The organism is Hyphomicrobium sp., from assembly GCF_035687085.1.
Lineage (GTDB): Bacteria > Pseudomonadota > Alphaproteobacteria > Rhizobiales > Hyphomicrobiaceae > Hyphomicrobium_B.
Map to the genome: position 1 here is coordinate 149,994 of NZ_DASRYS010000010.1, position 16,738 is coordinate 166,731.

The 16,738-nt window shown below is 59.1% G+C and carries 14 protein-coding genes; 1 reads left to right on the forward strand and 13 read right to left on the reverse strand.

Going from position 1 to position 16,738, the window contains the following annotated elements; translation table 11 throughout:
• Nucleotides 1–4: 4 nt before the first annotated feature.
• Entirely contained in the window at nt 5–1,441 is a 1,437-nt protein-coding gene (locus tag VFG26_RS07915) for a sugar transferase (RefSeq protein WP_325024006.1), read from the reverse strand.
• Between the two features lie 175 nt (nt 1,442–1,616).
• On the opposite strand from VFG26_RS07915, the gene VFG26_RS07920 reads away from it, so the two are divergent.
• Complete coding sequence (locus VFG26_RS07920; RefSeq protein WP_325024008.1) at nt 1,617–2,141, forward strand: transcriptional activator RfaH; 525 nt, start codon at nt 1,617–1,619, stop codon at nt 2,139–2,141.
• Nucleotides 2,142–2,143: 2 nt separating this feature from the next.
• Here VFG26_RS07920 and VFG26_RS07925 read toward each other — a convergent pair whose 3' ends face one another.
• The 12 genes from VFG26_RS07925 to VFG26_RS07980 form a co-directional block, all read right to left on the reverse strand.
• A complete protein-coding gene (locus VFG26_RS07925) occupies nt 2,144–3,424 on the reverse strand; it encodes a glycosyltransferase family 4 protein (protein WP_325024010.1) in 1,281 nt (426 codons plus the stop codon).
• A gap of 12 nt (nt 3,425–3,436) precedes the next feature.
• Nucleotides 3,437–3,991, reverse strand: coding sequence for a WcaF family extracellular polysaccharide biosynthesis acetyltransferase (locus tag VFG26_RS07930; protein WP_325024012.1), 555 nt, complete (start codon nt 3,989–3,991; stop codon nt 3,437–3,439).
• A gap of 15 nt (nt 3,992–4,006) precedes the next feature.
• Nucleotides 4,007–5,164 carry a glycosyltransferase gene (locus VFG26_RS07935; RefSeq protein ID WP_325024014.1) on the reverse strand — a complete coding sequence of 386 codons (1,158 nt, stop codon included), beginning with the start codon at nt 5,162–5,164 and terminating at the stop codon, nt 4,007–4,009.
• A 13-nt stretch (nt 5,165–5,177) separates the two neighbouring features.
• The gene (locus VFG26_RS07940) at nt 5,178–6,347 is read right to left on the reverse strand and encodes a glycosyltransferase (protein WP_325024016.1); all 1,170 of its coding nucleotides are present in this window, start codon (nt 6,345–6,347) and stop codon (nt 5,178–5,180) included.
• Entirely contained in the window at nt 6,344–7,705 is a 1,362-nt protein-coding gene (locus VFG26_RS07945; protein ID WP_325024018.1) for an oligosaccharide repeat unit polymerase, read from the reverse strand. The genes VFG26_RS07940 and VFG26_RS07945 overlap by 4 nt, the downstream gene beginning before the upstream one ends.
• Nucleotides 7,706–7,726: 21 nt before the next feature.
• Nucleotides 7,727–8,935 (reverse strand): glycosyltransferase family 4 protein, encoded by a 1,209-nt coding sequence (locus tag VFG26_RS07950; protein ID WP_325024020.1) that lies wholly within the window; start codon nt 8,933–8,935, stop codon nt 7,727–7,729.
• Nucleotides 8,928–10,076, reverse strand: a complete 1,149-nt coding sequence (locus VFG26_RS07955) for a glycosyltransferase family 4 protein (protein WP_325024022.1) — start codon at nt 10,074–10,076, stop codon at nt 8,928–8,930. The genes VFG26_RS07950 and VFG26_RS07955 overlap by 8 nt, the downstream gene beginning before the upstream one ends.
• Nucleotides 10,064–11,155, reverse strand: a complete 1,092-nt coding sequence (locus tag VFG26_RS07960; RefSeq protein ID WP_325024283.1) for a glycosyltransferase — start codon at nt 11,153–11,155, stop codon at nt 10,064–10,066. Before VFG26_RS07960 ends, VFG26_RS07955 begins: the two co-directional genes overlap by 13 nt.
• 56 nt (nt 11,156–11,211) lie before the next feature.
• Nucleotides 11,212–12,390 carry a glycosyltransferase gene (locus VFG26_RS07965; RefSeq protein ID WP_325024024.1) on the reverse strand — a complete coding sequence of 393 codons (1,179 nt, stop codon included), beginning with the start codon at nt 12,388–12,390 and terminating at the stop codon, nt 11,212–11,214.
• Nucleotides 12,391–12,525: 135 nt separating this feature from the next.
• Nucleotides 12,526–13,782 carry a hypothetical protein gene (locus VFG26_RS07970; protein WP_325024026.1) on the reverse strand — a complete coding sequence of 419 codons (1,257 nt, stop codon included), beginning with the start codon at nt 13,780–13,782 and terminating at the stop codon, nt 12,526–12,528.
• A 53-nt stretch (nt 13,783–13,835) separates the two neighbouring features.
• Nucleotides 13,836–14,387, reverse strand: coding sequence for a J domain-containing protein (locus tag VFG26_RS07975; protein ID WP_325024028.1), 552 nt, complete (start codon nt 14,385–14,387; stop codon nt 13,836–13,838).
• A gap of 20 nt (nt 14,388–14,407) precedes the next feature.
• Nucleotides 14,408–16,693 (reverse strand): polysaccharide biosynthesis tyrosine autokinase, encoded by a 2,286-nt coding sequence (locus VFG26_RS07980; protein ID WP_325024030.1) that lies wholly within the window; start codon nt 16,691–16,693, stop codon nt 14,408–14,410.
• Between the last annotated feature and the right edge of the window lie 45 nt (nt 16,694–16,738).

Below are 16,738 nucleotides of genomic sequence, written 5' to 3' on the forward strand. Positions count from 1 at the left end.
CGCGTCAAGGCCGCAGGTCGCGCCACGCGTCATCAATGGCGCGCGGATCAATGCGCTCGCCGAAAAGCACCGTGCGGGCCGTATTGAGCAAAATCAGCATATCCAGGGCGAACGACGCGTTCTTGATGTACCAAAGGTCGAGCGCGGCCTTATCTTCGCGAGACAAATGGCGGCCACCTTTGATCTGAGCCCAGCCCGTCAACCCAGGCCTGAGACGCAGCCGCGCTTCGGAAAATGATGGCTGATCGACGGGCAAGAGCGGCCGCGGCCCAACAAGCGACATATGCCCGAGCAGCACGTTGTAGACCTGGGGAAGCTCATCGAGGCGGAGGCGCCGGAGAAGGCTTCCAACTCTGGAGACCCGTTCGGCGTCGGTCAGCGTGCGGCCGCTCGCATCACGGGCACGTCTCATCGTGCGAAATTTTAGCACCCGTATGGGGTGGCCGAACGCGCCAGGCCGCTGCTGCCAGAATATGAGGGGAAAGCCCACGTCCAGCATCACGGCGACGCTGATGATTGCCATCACCGGCGCCAGACAAATGATGCACGCCACAGCCGCAGTGGCATCGATCACCCGCTTCCATCGCAGATAGGAACTCGGCGGGCCGTCGTTGCCGGCGAAGGCTCCCGCCGGAGCCTCAGACGTATCATTGTTGGCTCCGGCGCCGCGATCCGCCATCAATTCGCTCCAGCCATACTGGGCGGAAAGCTCGTCCACCCGAACAGCGTGCGTTCTGCGAATTTCTGCGATCGCCTCCTGGGCCTTTTTTGACAAATGACCCAGTGGGATCGTGAGTACGAGGCGGCTAATCCGGATGCCGTGCACGGCCAGATCATGCAGAACCTCTTCTGCAGTCTCCGGCGGTCCTAGGATTTTGCAGGAGTGCAGCGATCGCCCGTGATGGCGCTCGGCATTGGAGAGAATGCCTGCGATGTGAACATGTCCGCGGGCATTTTCCGCGGCACACCGCAGAAAAAGATCTGCGACTGGATTGAGACCGATCAGCAGCACGTTCTCGCGTTCGTTGCGGAGCCGTTCTCTTGCCATCCGCGCGCGGTGCCGCAGGGAATGGCGCAGGCGCATGACCGCGCGGGCCCCGCCGAGCGTACAGAGAATAAGAAGTCCCTGCATTACCGGCAGCGATCGTGGCGTCTCATCAATCCCTTCGAAGGCGATATTCGCTGCGATGGAGAAGACCACGATCCAAACGGCGGCCGCCAGGATCAGCCAGCAATCGTTCAGCGACGTAAATCGCCAGACGGTGCGATTGAGACCGAAGATCCAGAGCACGGGAATGGCAACGCCGATCGTGAGCCATGGATAAATGCCGGCGTGTTCGACCGCTGAAATCGGCGGCAACGGGCTGCACAGCACGATCGCGAGGATTGTCGATGCGAGCACGAACGCAACATCCACAATCAGCAAGACAAGATGGTGCATCCGCAAAGCTCCGCAGGCGATCGAATCGATGAATGGATGCCTCGCCATGGAACTAGTCTTTTCGGATCATCTCCGCAATCGGAATTAGGCTCATCCTGTGGATTAAACCCGTTTCCTGGTGAACTCTACTTGGCTCAACGGTACTAGTTCTATCAGACCATTGGGAAGAAGATCAATGAACTGCGCCGTTCCTCAGACGACTCCGCAACCCGTTTGGATCGCGGTGAACACCCATCCGAACCGAGAGCAGTCAGCAGAGTGCAACCTTCGCCATCAGGGCTATGCCGTCTATATGCCGGTGATCAAAAAACAGATCCGGCACGCGCGCCGCGTCAGCGAGGTGCTGCGTCCATTGTTTCCCGGCTATCTGTTCGTACGGCTGAACGATACGCAGACCCGATGGCGGCCAATTTTGTCGACGATCGGGGTTCGTTCGGTGGTTTGCACGCGGGATGTGCCGTGCATCCTTCCCGCGCCCTTCATTGACGATCTTCGGGCGCGCGAGAAGGATGGCGTGATCGCACGCTCGGCATCAGCTCCCCAGATCGGAGAGACTGTCCGTGTTGGCCGGGGCGCGTTCGACGGCTTGGCGGGAAAGATCGTCGATTTGTCGGAGAACGACCGGCTCGTTGTGCTGATGGATTTTCTGAACAGGCCGGTCCGGGTCAAGATCTCCAGCGATCTCTTGTCCGCTATCTAGCCTTATCTCTGGAATGGCGCAGCATTGTGCGGCCTCGTGCGCCTGAGCACTTGCGCCTCCTCCTGGACATGCTCCACGAGTTGGAGCCATCGATCTATCGCCTGTTCCTTGCTGAAATTTTTCTCGCACATCGCCCTGGCGCGCTCGCCCATTTCGCTGCAACGATCCAGATCTTGTGCTAGCTTCGACAGCGCTCGAGCGAGACCAATGCCGTCACCCTCTGCAATCGCTACTCCGCAGTCGTAGCGGCGGATGAGACGCGCGAGTTCTCCGTCCGCAGCGCCCACAAACATGACGGGGCGGCCGGCCGCAGCAATCCCGTAGAATTTGCTTGGAACGATGAGACCTTCCAGCTCGGACCGCAGCAAGACGAGATGAACATCGGCAACCGACAAGCTTTGGCTGAGATGTTCGCGAGGTTGATACGGGCGGAATGTCATATTGGAAACGCCGCGCTCATTGGCCCTGCGCTTCAGCTGCTCGAAACCCACGCCACCGCCAATGAAGAGCCAATGGGGCTGCGGCTCGCCTGTTGCGCCCTTGGCCACAGTCATCGCTTCAAGCAACTCCGTGATGCCATGGGCCCGGCCGAGGTTGCCGGAGTAGGCAACGACGAATTTGTCCGACAAACACCACTCGGACCGCAGGGCATTGCGTTCCGGACGTATGGGAAGGATCGCGTTTGTGTCAGCCCAGTTCGGAATGACAGCGATGCGGCTGGGAGTTACGCCGGATCGCAGCAAGCGCTCCGCCATCAGTGAACCGATCGCGACGTTCATCGAAGCGTGACGAAGCGAGGCGTCGCGCGCTAAACGAAACGGCGAAAGCAGCAGCGACGAGCGCGTGCCCGCAAGCTGCAGTGCCTCGACGACCTCGGGAAAGATATCTTGCAGCCAGTTGACGATAACCGCGCCGCGCAGCCAAGCGATGAGCGAGACAAAAATCGAAAGCGCTGGCGGATCCGTCATCGCGACGACGGTATCACCGCGCCGAGCCAACCGCGCCAGCGTCCATGCTGCCGATACGTAGAACGTCAAATAATCGACGAGGCGAAGAGCAAGGCCGGCGCGGCCAAACTTCGAGGTCCAGATACGCTCAATTTGGACACCTCTGATCGTTTCGCGCGCGGGCCAGTTCGCAGCGGGATCATCGTAGGAGAGACGGCTGGTGATCACAGAGACGCTCGCCCCGCGCTCGGCGAGGCCAAAAGCCAGATCGCTCAACATCTGGCTCGTGGCGGAATGATCGGGATAGAAGAAGCGATTGATGAATATCAGGCGCAAGGCAGCCTCCATTCAAACTCTGGCTGATGCCAGCTCAGGCCGCTTTTTCACCGGCTGTGCCGGGTTTCCGGCATAGATGGTCCAAGGCGATGTCGTCTTGGTCGCGATGCTTCCCAACGCCAATATGCTGCCCTCGCTGACAGTCACCCCAGGCGCGACGACGGCGCGTGCAGCGATCCAGACGTGATCGCAGACGGTTATCGGCGCCACCCGAAGATCAAAGCCGGGAGCGCTCCAGTCGTGATTGCCGGTGCAGAGGTAGACGTCCTGCGATAGGCAGCAATGTGAGCCGATTGCCACGTCCGCAAGGTTATCAATCCATAGGTCCTCGCCCAGCCAGCAATAGTCGCCGACTGTCAGGCGCCAGGGAAATTTCACTCTGAGGCCGGGTTTGATGGTAACGCCCGTGCCTATGCGCGCGCCGAACAGGCGCAGAATAACGCGGCGATGGCCCGAACCGGGAATCGGCGGCCGGATGAAGAGTGCCTGCATGGCAAGCCAAAGGCACTCCACCCAAGCTGGCCTGCCGCGCAAGAAGCCGCGATTATTGTAGGCGTCGAGGCGCATTGCCGTCGCGACGCTTCAGGAGAGGATGCATGCTGGCTGGGCTCCGCCATTCAGAAGCCACCGGTAAACTTGCAAAAGCTGCTCGGCGACACGGCTCCAGCAAAAGTCCCGGCCGGTCAGGCGTTGACCGTTGCGGCCCATTTCAACTTGGGCTTCTCGCTCCATCCGCATGAAAGCTAGAAGTTCTGCGTTCATCCGATCGCCATCAAGAGACAGGCGAAACGCTGCGCTTTCGCTGAAACCCTGCGTTAGATTACACGCATCGGTCATAAGAACGGGAAGACCATAGGACCAGGCTTCGAGAACCGCGATCGGCAGTCCCTCGCTGAAGGAAGGCAACACGAACGCATCAGCCGCTCGAAAAGCCGCCTCCTTTTCCCTGCCGAACAGCGGGCCCAGAAAATGAATACGTTTCGAGAGACCCAACTTTCTCACAAGCTTCTGCAGTGTTTGTTCGTGCCCGCCCTCGTCCCATCCGGCGATTGCGAGGTGCCAATCCGGGCTGACTGACTCCGCAGGCCACGCCTTGATCAACTCACGCAAGTTCTTCTTAGGGTGGAGCCGTCCGAGGAAGAGCATCACCCGGTGCTCATGCGGCACCCACGCCGCCCAAGGCGCCGGAGTAGGCTTTGCGTGCTGCGGCGTTGCGATGCCGTTCGGGATGACGCAAATCGGATGTCGGAAGCCCAGCTCGCGGACCGCATGCGCTTCGGCCTCGCAGAGCGCATGAAAGCACGATGCGCCGCGAAGATGCGCGTTCTCGTATAGCCGAGCGGCAATGCGCTTTTTCCAGGCGGAATTCTTGAGCGCCCAGCCATCAAGCATGCCGTGAGGCGAGACGACGTATGGCCGGCCTGTGGACGCGCCCCAGCGTGCGACCACGCCGGAAGAATATTTCCAGATGCCATGCGTGTGGACGATGTCTGCATTGGCGCTGAGTAGGCACTGCCGCGCCTTCGGGGCGTAACCAATCGCGAAAGGACCCACCACGGGGAGCGGCGAAGCTTCTATCCCTGTCCATTGCTCTGCATCCGCGGCCCAGCCTTCGTCACGTAGACCCACGACATGCACGTTGGCTTTGGCAATGGATAGACTTCGCGAAAGACATTGTACGGCTGCTGCCACGCCTCCGCCCGATCGCGAAAGGCTGCCAGTGACGAGCGCGACTTTCATGCTCAGCTTTCCGTCAGATCCGAATTGACAGCGCCGTCGCGACCGCAGCGCCCATGTGAAGGCGCTTTACACCCCTGGGCCTCTTGGCAAGATCGACAGCCTGTGTCAGCCCCTGGACAAACCGGCCGAGATCCCATTCTGAAATGATGCGGCGGCTTGCAGCTCCCATTTCTTCTCGATTGCTGGATGTGGCAACAGCAGCCAGCAGGCGAGCGAGTTCACCTGCGTCGCGCGGGTCGAAACTGAAGCCGTTGACACCGCCTTCGACGAGGTCACGCTGGCAGCCAGCGCCTTCTGAGACCAGGACAGGAAGCCCTGCCGCCATCGCCTCATTTACGACGAGCCCCCATTCGTCGACGATGCTTGGAAGGACGAAGGCTCCTGCTCTGGCGTAAATGCCGGGGAGTGCCGCATAGCTCTTGTGACCCAGGAGATGCACGCTGGAGGTGACTGAAAGCTCGCTGGCGCGATCAGTCACAGCCTCACGCAGAGGCCCGTCCCCTGCGATGACGAGATCCCAAGGCTGATCCGAATGCGCGGAGCGATATCGCGCGTAGGCCTCGATGAGAAACGGCAAATTTTTCTTACTCACAAGGCGCGCGCAGCAGAGGAAGAAAGACTTCGGCAGGTTCGCTTGCTTCAGCGCCTCGCGCTCGCTCGTATTCTCGCTGGCCTTTGCGAAATGCGCATTGTCGATCGTATCAAAGCCTGTCGCAATTTTGTGCGCCGGAAATCCGAGCGAGACCAGAAATTCCGCGTGTGGCGTGCCGGCGACGAACGCTGCACGGTAGAGCTGTACCAGCTGGCGCTTCAACGCCTCTCGCACCCTATTCCGGCTGACACTTCCAGCATGCGTGTCACTCATCAGAATAGCCGGAATGTTAAGCGCATTACACGTTCGCAACGCTGCCAACGCAAAAGGTTCCGCATATCCGGGGATCGCAACCGCATCCGGCATGAAGCGGCCGAGCTCCGCCGTTAGCCTCTTTGCAAAAGCCTCCGCTCCCCGCGGGTTTGACAGCGCAATTACACCGGCATCGCGTTTTTGCGCTGCGACTTCCCAGCCGTAATCGGCGTCGATGTCCGAATACTCAAGCGCGAGCACCGAATGGTATTGCCTCACGGCCGCAAGACGCGCCAAATGATATGGCCCGTAGCTGCGGAAAAGCAGCGCGATCTTCATGGCCTGGCCCTGGTGCTTCGCGTGAGGGAATGAGCGTACCACACCTCGGATGAAACCCGCTCATTCCGCCCGCGACGCGTCAATATCCGCAGTGCTGTGATTGCGGGGATGCCGAAAAGCAAAGCTCTGAACAGCCATGCTTCAATCGTTTGCGTGAGAACGTATATCGAGAGCGCAGCGAAGATCGCGTAGGCGGGTTGCAGGCGCGGGTCCGCGCGGCTCGCACGCCAAAGCTTGCCGTAGAGCCCGCCTAATGCGAATGCAGCGAGTGGGGCGAACGCACCGAACTCCATCCAGAAGTCGCCCACTATCCCCGGCGCGGCACCAGACGACACTTTCCAGCCCGATACGTTGGCAATCCTCTCCGTTGGGATACCGGCCTCCCGTGTCAGGTCGATATCGAGTCCGATCGCTGCGAGGACATCGGTATACTTCGTCGGCCAAATCGCGGAAGGCACGACGCGCGCCGTCATGTGAGCAAAAACTCGCATTCCATGGAACGACTCGCCTGTCTCGTTCACATAGCGGACGATGGCGGACGAGTAGAGATACTCGTTGCCAGACCAGTTCTCCATCATGCGCGAGACAGGGCTGTCGAGGGGCTTTTCCGATCCAAGATATATTGCGCCGCGGTTTGCAACGAGCCAGAGAAGCAACATACCCATCACAACTGCGGCGGAGGCCGCAAACCAAAAAGGGATCTTGGGGCGGAACGCCAGAACGTAGCTGGCTGCTAGGCCGGTAATTGCGAGAAAAGTAGGACCCCGACGCGCACCCAGAAAGCCTTGCACGAGCAGCGGCAAAAGAAAGATGAAAACAAGAACCCAATCCTGAAGGCGTATGCCGCCTTTTCGCCGCGAGAGAACGAGCAGAGGAGCTGCTACAAAACCAAATTGTGCGGCCTCGCGCACATAACCACTATCATCCCATCCGCCGCCATATGCCCGCCCATAGGCAGCATCGAAGCCGCCGACGTTGACAATACCAACGACCCAAGCGACCGATCCCAAGACACCGAAGAGTACTGCAACGATGAAAATGGCATTCGCATCCTGCTCGGCAATGGGGATTGATCGACTGCTAAGGCCACGTGCTCCCCACCATATGCCGCCGATCAAGGCGGCGCACATGACGCCGGCGATCAACTGGAATTCCGCAAGCTGCTCCCAATAGCCGGCACGCGACACGAATTCGAACTCGTCGGCCGAGAGCCCATAGAGCGGCAGCGCTACGTACAGGAATAGCAGCTGGGGAGCGCAATAGATCGTCGGATGAAAGACATCGCGCCAGCGCGTCCAGTCGACAAAGATCGCGAACGCACAAAGTGCGGCTACCAAGCCTATGAGGGTGTAATACAAGCGGGCTAGCTATTCGCCGGCTTACAGTTTGGCAAGCGCGGCAACGAGCCGTTCTTCGTATTGCTTCAGAGTGAAAGATGCCGCTCGCTCGCGCGCGTTGCGAGACATGGCATTGCGAAGATTTCGATCACTCACGATGCGCTGAACGGCGTTGGCAATAGCCTCGGCGGACCGAATTTCAACGATTATTCCGTCAATGCCGTCGCGGACAACCGAGCCACAATTTCGCGTGGTGATCACGGGTACTCCGCATGCCAGCGCTTCGAGATGCACCAGTGCGAAGCCTTCGCACAAGGTTGGCAGCACGAACACATCGGCTGCCTGGAATTCCCGGCGCACCTCAGCCCGTGGAACTTGGCCGACATAGTTCGGTCCGCGAAATAATGGATCTCCCAAAATACGCCGATTGGCCGGCCCAACGACGCGGACCTCGCAGTCGACGCCCCTGCGCGCGAGCAGCCGTGACGCTTCAGCCAGATAATGATTGCCCTTCAGAAGCGACACATTCCCGACAAAGAGCACACGTCCACGGACGGGCTCTGGCCTCGTTTCAAGCCAGCTCTGATCGATGCCATAAGGCACAACAGCCACGCGCGCTGGATCGGCCCCGAGTGACACGACAGCCTTCTTGACGAATTCGGAAGGCGCGATGATCAGATCGGCGATCTGATATTTGATCCGGTCGCGCTCCCGGCCCGCTTTCGTGCGGTCGTTCGAAGAGGACGTCTGATGCCTCGGGAATCTTTGACGTTCCTCATCGAGCCAAATTCCGATGTCCGGGCTGAGCATCGCCTCATGGACGATTTTGAAGCCGCGTTTCTTGGCTTCCCGGCAAGCGTCGATGTCCTCGTTGACCAGAAGCGTATAGATTGCGTTGGCGCCACCAAAGCTTTCCTTGCGTGCGAGCGCGAGCAACGACGCAGCGCTACTTATTCGAGGCTCCGGGAAGATCTTTGCAGCCTTCTCGCGCATCACGGCGGTGCGTACCTCGCGCACTTTGGCATGCGGGATCTCCGTGGGAAGCTTTCGTCCGAGCATGCGCCGCACAGCGGCGGGCTGGAGCGCGCGCGGCCATACGTGCTCAAGATGACGCAACGGAGACGTGCTGGCACAGAAGTCCGTATAGAACCGCTGAAGCATGCCCGCGCGCTGCAACACCGCCGGAAGCGCGTAGTGGAGGCGCGCGCCTGGCTGGAGGACCGCAAAGCGCAACGGTGCGGCGTCAAGCATGTGATTTTATCCTCTCATAGGCGTGATAGTCCGATCCGAGCCAGATCCCTTGCAGTTTTCGAACTGCGGTGGCCCAGGTAAATTCTTCGCGCCTCGCCTCGATCGCTGTGCGGATCGCCCAGTACTGGTCGGCATTCTGAACATAGGACTGAATTGTTCCCGCAACGTCCTCAGGGAGTGCCGACGCATCGAATAGATGACCGCAGCCAGCCGGCATCGTGTCGGAGATTCCTCCGACATTGCGAGCGAGGACGGGGACGCCCAGCCTCAGGCTTTCGCGATTTGAAAGACCGAACGCTTCGGCATTCGAGAACAGGCAGGTGAAGTGGCAGGAGCGGACGAAGTTGACAAACTTTGCAAGCTCATGGCGCTTATCTATGAAACCCACCGCTTTCATCAGATGATGACTGGGGGCGGCATCAGGATCAAAGCCCGCAGCCATGATCTCAACCTGCACGCCTCGCGCGTGCAGAATATCTGCGATCTGGAGTACGAATTTAAGATTCTTTCGCCTCCAATCTTTTCCTACAAATCCTAATCTGACGGGCCTCAACGATCCACCGAGGCGCACGCATGAACCCGCGGGAACGCTCGCCGGCAGATTTGCGCCAGGTGGTACGACGTAGACTTTCCGCTTCGCAATTCCGTAATGTTCGATGACCGAACGCGCCGTCCAGCGGCTCATGCAAACTATAAGTTCTGCAGCTTCGTACTGCTCACGCTCGCGCGCGACGGCGTCTGCCGCCATTGCCCTTCCCACGCCACCTCTCCCGGACAGCCCATACTCGTTGAAGTTCTGGGTCAGCGTCGCGTCAATGTAATAGCTCGTTCTGCGAACGCCGCTTCGCAGCGGCGGAAAGAGTGGAAAATGGCTGATAACCTCAATGTCCGGCTCTATCGGCTGGACCTGTGCAAGCAGTCGCCGGAGAAAAGACGGACTGTACTGAAAGCCGCCCATCTCCCATCGCTTCATTGTTCTGGCGGCATTCCATGCGAGGCGATGATAACGCAGAACTTTCGTATCGAGTTGCCATCCCGCGTCGAGGAAGCCTGCGTCTTTTCCCGCGTTTAGAAAAAAGTACGGCGTGTTACTCCACGTTTCCATGGAGGTCGCATCGCCGAGACACGTCAGGATACGCATGGAGCAACCGCTGATGTCAGGCATTTGGAATTGCGGAACAGAAGCGACTCCCAACGAGCGGCGCATTTCTCTATCCCGTACTCGCGACGCACGTGAATGTTTGCTGCCGCAGCGAGAGCCTCCCGGCGAACTCGATTGCGAAGAAGTTCGCATATGCCCTCGCCGAGCGCTTGCGCGTTGCCCGGAGGCACGAGAAGTCCAGCTGTCCCGTCGGCCAGCACTTCGCGGCAAGCGGGGACATCAGTCGCAACGATGGCTACGCCTGCTGCCATAGCCTCAATCAGCGCGATGCCAAAGCCTTCGGCAGGGGTCGTGCTGAATGCGTAAACATCCATTTGCCCCAGCAGTGCAGGTATATCGCTGCGATTGCCTAGAAGCTTTGTGCAATCGGCAATACCCAATTTGCGGGCTTGCTCTTCAAGGGTGTTGCGTAGCTCTCCCTCACCGATGATCCACAGCTCGCAGTCCTCGTGCTTCCGATGTGCGAGTGAGAAAGCTTCGATGAGCGTTTTGTGGTCCTTGATCGTATCTAGGCGCGCGACCATGCCGACAACGGCAGGCCGCGCCTTTCTCTGCGCTCGTGCACGTTCTGCTTCGTCAGCAATGGAGATGACGTCGATTCCATTGTGCAACGGGCGCGAATGGTTAGGCATGCCAGCGCCCAGATTGCGAAGATCTTGGTCGACTGCCGCCGAGCAGGATGCAATGGGGCATCCGAGCAATCGCGAGGCCAGTGTTATACCGGCCCATTTGTGGCGCGAAAGTCCATATTTAGGTGGGGGGTTTCCGGCCTTCACGGCTATCGATTTTATCCGGGAGCTACGCGCTGCTGATGCTGCAATCATGTGGGGCACGCCAAAAACGTGCATGAGGACGGCATCGGGAGAATTCGCGTTGAATAAGGATCGTAGCCACCACCACCTCGCGAAGCCGCCGCGGTAATTTTCCGGCGCTATGGTGAGGCTACAATTTTCGATCTCATCAAATGCTCGTTCCAGCAGGCGGCTTCCCGGTTGTAGCGCGACGACATGCTGGCGAAAGCGCGACTGCCAATGCTTGGCCAGACGCAAACACGTCATCTCCGTGCCACCGGCTCCCAGCCCATGCACGATATGCACAATAAGAGGCTGAACGGTCACGCGGGTTGCAGGACCGCTGGCGACAATTGACCGGCGGATGCGAGGCCAAGCAGCTGTCCGTATTCGCACGCCATGGCTTCGCCCGAGAATTTGCGCAAAGCCATATGCTTCGCATGGGACGCACGCATACTAGTGGCGTGAGGATCCGCGCGGACCGCATCTATGGCATCGGCCATCGCAACAGCATCGCCGGGCGGGACGAGCAATCCGAGACCGCCCGATTCCAGAACCTCGCGGCAAGCACCCACGTCGCTGGCGACGATCGGCACGCGTGCGATCATCGCCTCCGCGAGCGCTATGCCGAAACCTTCATCCGGCGTCGTTGAGAAAGCGAACAAGTCAAACCCGGCGATGATCGCCGGCACGTCGCGGCGCATCCCAAGCAGCCTCACCGTGCCAGACAGATCTTCCGCTGTGATCATCTGCTCTAGCATCGCACGCTGGCTGCCTTCACCAACGATCTCGACGCGGATCTTACGGCCGCGTTCCTTGAGGATTTTGGCGGCGCGGATCAACGTAGCCTGATCCTTGTGTTTCTCGAGGCGGGCAACCATGCCTATCGTGTAGGGCTGATCTTGGCCCTTGGCGTCAGGCGTCGCATGCGGGATGAATTCTTGAACAGGCACGCCGTTGTAGACGACGGCTGTTTCCCATTCGCGAACGCCGAATGCTTTCATCGTGCCTTGTTGCACATAGCGGCTGCAGCAGACGAGCCGGTCCGTGAGTGGACGGCCGAGTTGGACTAGGAAGCGGAATTTGGCCTGCGCAGAGCCGCTGCTAAAATTCGGATAATTGCCGACGTGTGCGACGACCCGCCTGACTCCGTCCAACCGCGCGCCGAGCGCTATCATGGCGTGCCAGCCGAAAGGCATCGATAGCAATGCGGCTGGCCGATACTTCCGCGCAGCCGCAAAAATCTTGGCGACGAGGACGAAGTATCTCGTCCTGCCGCTCCTTGGGATGTTGAGCGTTATTCGCTCAACTCCGAGCGCATCGAAGTCCGCCGCGAGATCCTTTGGCGTGTCCTGAAGGACGACGAGCACAGGACGGAGACCCCATGCCAACCAATGCCTGCAAAGCTCAAGCGCCATTCGCGGCGTCCCTTCGGCCGCGAGCGACGTCACGACGATGAGCACACATTGGCCCGCGGCCTTCATTTGGAAGCGATCCACCATTGCTACCGCACGCTAGGTGACCGCAATCAGCGTCACCACGAGCCCGATATGTTCCTTAAGGACTAGCACTGACGGTGAGCCGATCACAATGACGCGAATGCAACAGCGACTATTATTTGTAGTTGCGTACTATAATCAGCGTGCGTCGCGTTCGATCATCAATCCCGTGAATGCAAAGGATCCCGCGACCAAAGTTTCGGACGCGGACCGCGCATCGAGAACGAGCCTCAAGAGCTGCGCTCTGCAGGCAGGCGGAATGTCGAAGCTCATCGTGAATTGCGACCAGCCTGACGATCCTTCCAAGAAAGCCTGGCTTTCGCCGAGCGCGCGAGAGGGCCGCTCCACACACGCGATTTGCCACTTAAGGCCGCGCGGCCCTCTTAGCATCCCCTTCGACATTCCAACGAGGCGATACCGGCCTGGAGCCAGGACCAGGAATTGATATACCGGCCGAAGGTCAACGCGCCCACCACCAAGCTCCAGCGAAAGCGCATTTTCCAGTGGCAGCTCCTGGACAGGAACGATTGCCGCTATCGCGCCGGCGCTGCTATCGATCGCCCAATCGAACGGAAGGCCGGACGGCAGATATTGGAAGCTCCCATTAAACAGCAGGCCTGCGGATGCGAGTTGTTTTGGTGGAAGGAGCTGCAGCCAAACCGAATACGCTTGCTCATAATATTTCTGGGCAATCAACCTGCGAAGATAGCGGCTAGCCTCACGCGGCTCCGGTGGGTGCTCCGACTTCAGCAATCCTAGGAACAATTGCGCAGGCAGCTCAGCGTTGCTCTTCTCATCCGCGAGCGCCTCGAAAAACTTTTCGCGCCATGGCGGTGCAGCGGCGAGCATAGCGATCAATTCTTTTGTTCCCGCAGGTAAAGTTGCGATTTCCACCAATGCAGGCGTGATCTGCAGAATCAAATCCGGGCGGATGCGAAGCAGCACATCAGCGTGATGAATAGCGCACTCAATGTTCCTCAGAATAATGCATTGCCGGAGAAGCCAGTAGGCTGCCGCGGGTCTTCTTTTCGATCTTGCCACCGCTGCCTGCATGAACATGATGGCAGACGCGGTATCCCCATCAGACGCCGAGAGTATTCCAAGAAGCTCGAAACCCCATGCACTCAGCGGATCGGATTGTAGCGCTTGCAAAACACGCTGACGTATCCGGCTTTCGTCAGGATAGGATTTTCCGTCCGGTTTGAGGATACCGCCCTCGGCGTGCACGGTGTTTGCGAGCCAAGCCTCCGCGATCATGAACTGCGCAGTTGCGTCGGAAGCGCGGACTGCCAGCGCCCACTGCGGGTTGATGCTGCCGATGTACGCGACGAACGTTCGAGAAAGCACGAACCAGCCGAGCACAACCGCCAGCGCGATCGACGCAACAGTGCCCACTACATTGGAACTCAACAGCGCCACAGACTTGGGAGAGTTCCACAAAGGCCTGCTCACAGCGGCCATACTCGCCTACGCAGCCGTCTCGCGAGGCGGGCGGAAGGCGCGTAAGCCGCGGTCTTGTGTCTGCTTTCTGGACGACTTCTGGAGAGCGGCCGGGACGCAGCGTCTAACGGCCTTGAGCCTGCTCGCAGCGCATGATCACCGGCTTCCGTGGGCATACGCTCTGCCGATTTCACTTCGTTCCACGCCATCAAGACCCGTTGCGCCAAGCGCGCTTTATGCGGATCTCCGCTCACGTCTGGGTGCAGCCATTTCAGCAGATAGGCCATGTGCCGGCGAAGCTCTGCAGAGCTTGCTCGACGATCGAGACCAAGCACACGATAGGCATCGGAATTCGTTGCTAACAAAACCTGCTCGATGAAGAAGATCGCAGCATCGCGATTTGCGGAAGACGAGCGCTTATTGATTTCTTCGGCTTCGCATTCGGCGCCCGTTTCAGATGCTGCGAGGCGCAGGAGCAAGAGAACGCCGGGTGGCAGAGGTGCCGATCTCATGATGCGGACCTGCGTTGGCATGCGAATGAGATCGAGAGCCACGCTCAACGCGTGATTTCTCCTCGCGCTCATGACGGGGCACCGATTGTGCGCGGCGTGGCCTGAGCATTTGCCAGCGTTGGCTCATAAGAGAACGCGTTAGCGCCATATCCATAGCCATAGGCGTACCCGTAGCCGTAACCCGCCGAGCGGGCGTCCAACTTTGTAATCACGCCGCCGATCAACGGGCCTTTCGAGATTTCGAGACGTTTGAGCGCGCTTCGCACGGCTCCGCCACGGGCCAATCCGCTTCCCATCACGAAGATCGTGGCCTCCGCTGCATTCGACAGCAGCAGCGCGTCTGCCAGTCCCAGAACCGGCGGCCCATCAATGATGACGAGGTCAAAAAGTTCGAGGCTGCCCGAGAGCAGCGACATCAGGTGCGGACTGCCCAGGAGATCGGCCGCGTTGGGTGGCAAGGGCCCGGATGATAGCAACGCCAGATTCGGCGTTGCGGTTTTCTGGATGGCGTCCTGCGGCGTTGAGGCGCCGGCGAGGCACGAACTCAATCCAACGGAGTTGTCGGCGTTCAGATATTTATGCAATGAGGGATTGCGCATATCAGCGTCAACCAGAAGAACCTTCAGCCCTAACCGCGCGAAGTGCTGAGTGATGGCGATAGAGCTGATCGATTTTCCTTCTTGCGCCCCGGCACTCGTCACGAAAAGGGTTTTGGGCATGCCGCGCACGGTTGCGAATTGCAGTGATGTGCATAGGGATCGATAAGCTTCCGCGAGTGGCGATCTCGCGTCCGCCAGCGCTTCTCTGACATCGACACGGGAACTCACGAGAGGAATGATGCCAAGCGTTGCAAGCCCTCCGACACGCTCGGCCTCCTCGACTGTATCGATGACATCGTCGAAGTTCTCAATCACGTACGCGAGCGCAATGCTTGCTCCAAAGCCGAGGACTAGAGCGAGAATCATGGATTTTACGAGCTGAGGAGAGGACGGCGCGCCCGGCAGGCTCGCGGCATCGACGACGAAGACGTTGTTGCTTCCGACGCCTCCCGCAACGTCTACCTCCTTATATCTTTGGAGGAGGCCATTATAGAGTTCCCTGTTAGTGTCGACCTCACGCTTCAAAATATTGTACTGTATCGATCGCTTCTGAAAGTCGAGAACATCGCTGCGGAGCTTCGCGACGCGCGCGCTGATTTCCTTCTCCTGACTGAGCGATGACTCAAAAGCGTTTTTCAGCGAGCCGCGGATCGTTTTCACTTCAGCTGCAAGTTGCCGGTCCACTTCCACGATCTTATTGTTGATCTGGATCATCGCCGGATAGCTCGGCTTGAAGGTTTGAAGCTTTTCCTGATATTCGGTCACGAGGTCGTTGCGCTTTGCGCGCAGACTGTCGATGGCAGCGCTCGAGAGAAATTGCGGGAAGTTCAACGCGTCCGATTTTTCGACCTGTCGCCAGAGTTGCTCATTCTTTATTCGCTCGCGCGAGACGTTGCCGAGGGCGGTGCTGGAATTTGCCAGATCCGCTTCGACAATCGATGAGCTTGCCCCGATGGAGACGATTTGCTCCTTTTCGGCGAAGGCCAGCATCGTCTTCTCTGATTGTTCGAGGCGCAGTTTCAGCTGCTTGATTTGGTCTTCAAGAAAGGCTTTGGCGTAAGCATTCGCCTCGAAGCGCTTGTCTAGATTGGACGCGATGAATGCGTTCGCGTAGGCGGCTGCGATTTTCTGGCTGCGCGCTGGATTAGGATCGGAATAGGAAATATCCACCAGGCGGGAACCGGGTATCGGCCGCACAGAAATGTTCTGCTGCACGATGGAGGCGGCAGCAGGAATCAATGAGCTCGCGCTCTGCGGCGTGGGGCTGGCGGGGCGTAGCCAGCCCCTGATCGTGGCCAGCACCGAAAATGCGCGCGGGCGGAAGAAGTCTTGATCTTCTTGCAAATGCGCCAGGCGCGCAACGCGTTCGGCAAGATTCCGGCTGAGCAGCAGTTCGTATTGCGTCCGTAGGAATTCTGAATCTGCGCCTTCAACGGGCGTGATATTGCCGCCTTCGACAATTTTGGCGACGTTGCGATCAATTTGAAGGCGCAGGCAGGACGTGTAGAGCGGCGTCATCATGAGCGTCCGCACCGTGCCGATGGATAATGCGGCGACGGTCACAGCAAATATGAGCCCCTTTCTCTTCAGGAAGAGCCGTATCGCCGCTTTCACCTTCAGGGCAAACTCAGCGCCTTTTGGCGATGACTGCTCAAAGCCACGACCTCCGTAGATCTCGTAAGGATCGCTCGCCTCGAGCGCGCGGATGTCCGCGTAGGTGAGAGGCGTATTGTTCGAATTTTTGGGAGAGGTCATGGTGCCGTCATCTAAAGGCCAGCGAACTGAGCGGCGAACGCGCCC

Coding starts and splice junctions, on each gene's coding strand:
- VFG26_RS07920 (WP_325024008.1), top strand. CDS start 1,617: ATGAACTGCGCCGTTCCTCAGACGACTCCGCAACCCGTTTGGATCGCG.
- VFG26_RS07965 (WP_325024024.1), bottom strand. CDS start 12,390: ATGGTGGATCGCTTCCAAATGAAGGCCGCGGGCCAATGTGTGCTCATC.
- VFG26_RS07935 (WP_325024014.1), bottom strand. CDS start 5,164: ATGAAAGTCGCGCTCGTCACTGGCAGCCTTTCGCGATCGGGCGGAGGC.
- VFG26_RS07930 (WP_325024012.1), bottom strand. CDS start 3,991: ATGCGCCTCGACGCCTACAATAATCGCGGCTTCTTGCGCGGCAGGCCA.
- VFG26_RS07950 (WP_325024020.1), bottom strand. CDS start 8,935: ATGCTTGACGCCGCACCGTTGCGCTTTGCGGTCCTCCAGCCAGGCGCG.
- VFG26_RS07940 (WP_325024016.1), bottom strand. CDS start 6,347: ATGAAGATCGCGCTGCTTTTCCGCAGCTACGGGCCATATCATTTGGCG.
- VFG26_RS07980 (WP_325024030.1), bottom strand. CDS start 16,693: ATGACCTCTCCCAAAAATTCGAACAATACGCCTCTCACCTACGCGGAC.
- VFG26_RS07960 (WP_325024283.1), bottom strand. CDS start 11,155: ATGACGTGTTTGCGTCTGGCCAAGCATTGGCAGTCGCGCTTTCGCCAG.
- VFG26_RS07915 (WP_325024006.1), bottom strand. CDS start 1,441: ATGCACCATCTTGTCTTGCTGATTGTGGATGTTGCGTTCGTGCTCGCA.
- VFG26_RS07955 (WP_325024022.1), bottom strand. CDS start 10,076: ATGCGTATCCTGACGTGTCTCGGCGATGCGACCTCCATGGAAACGTGG.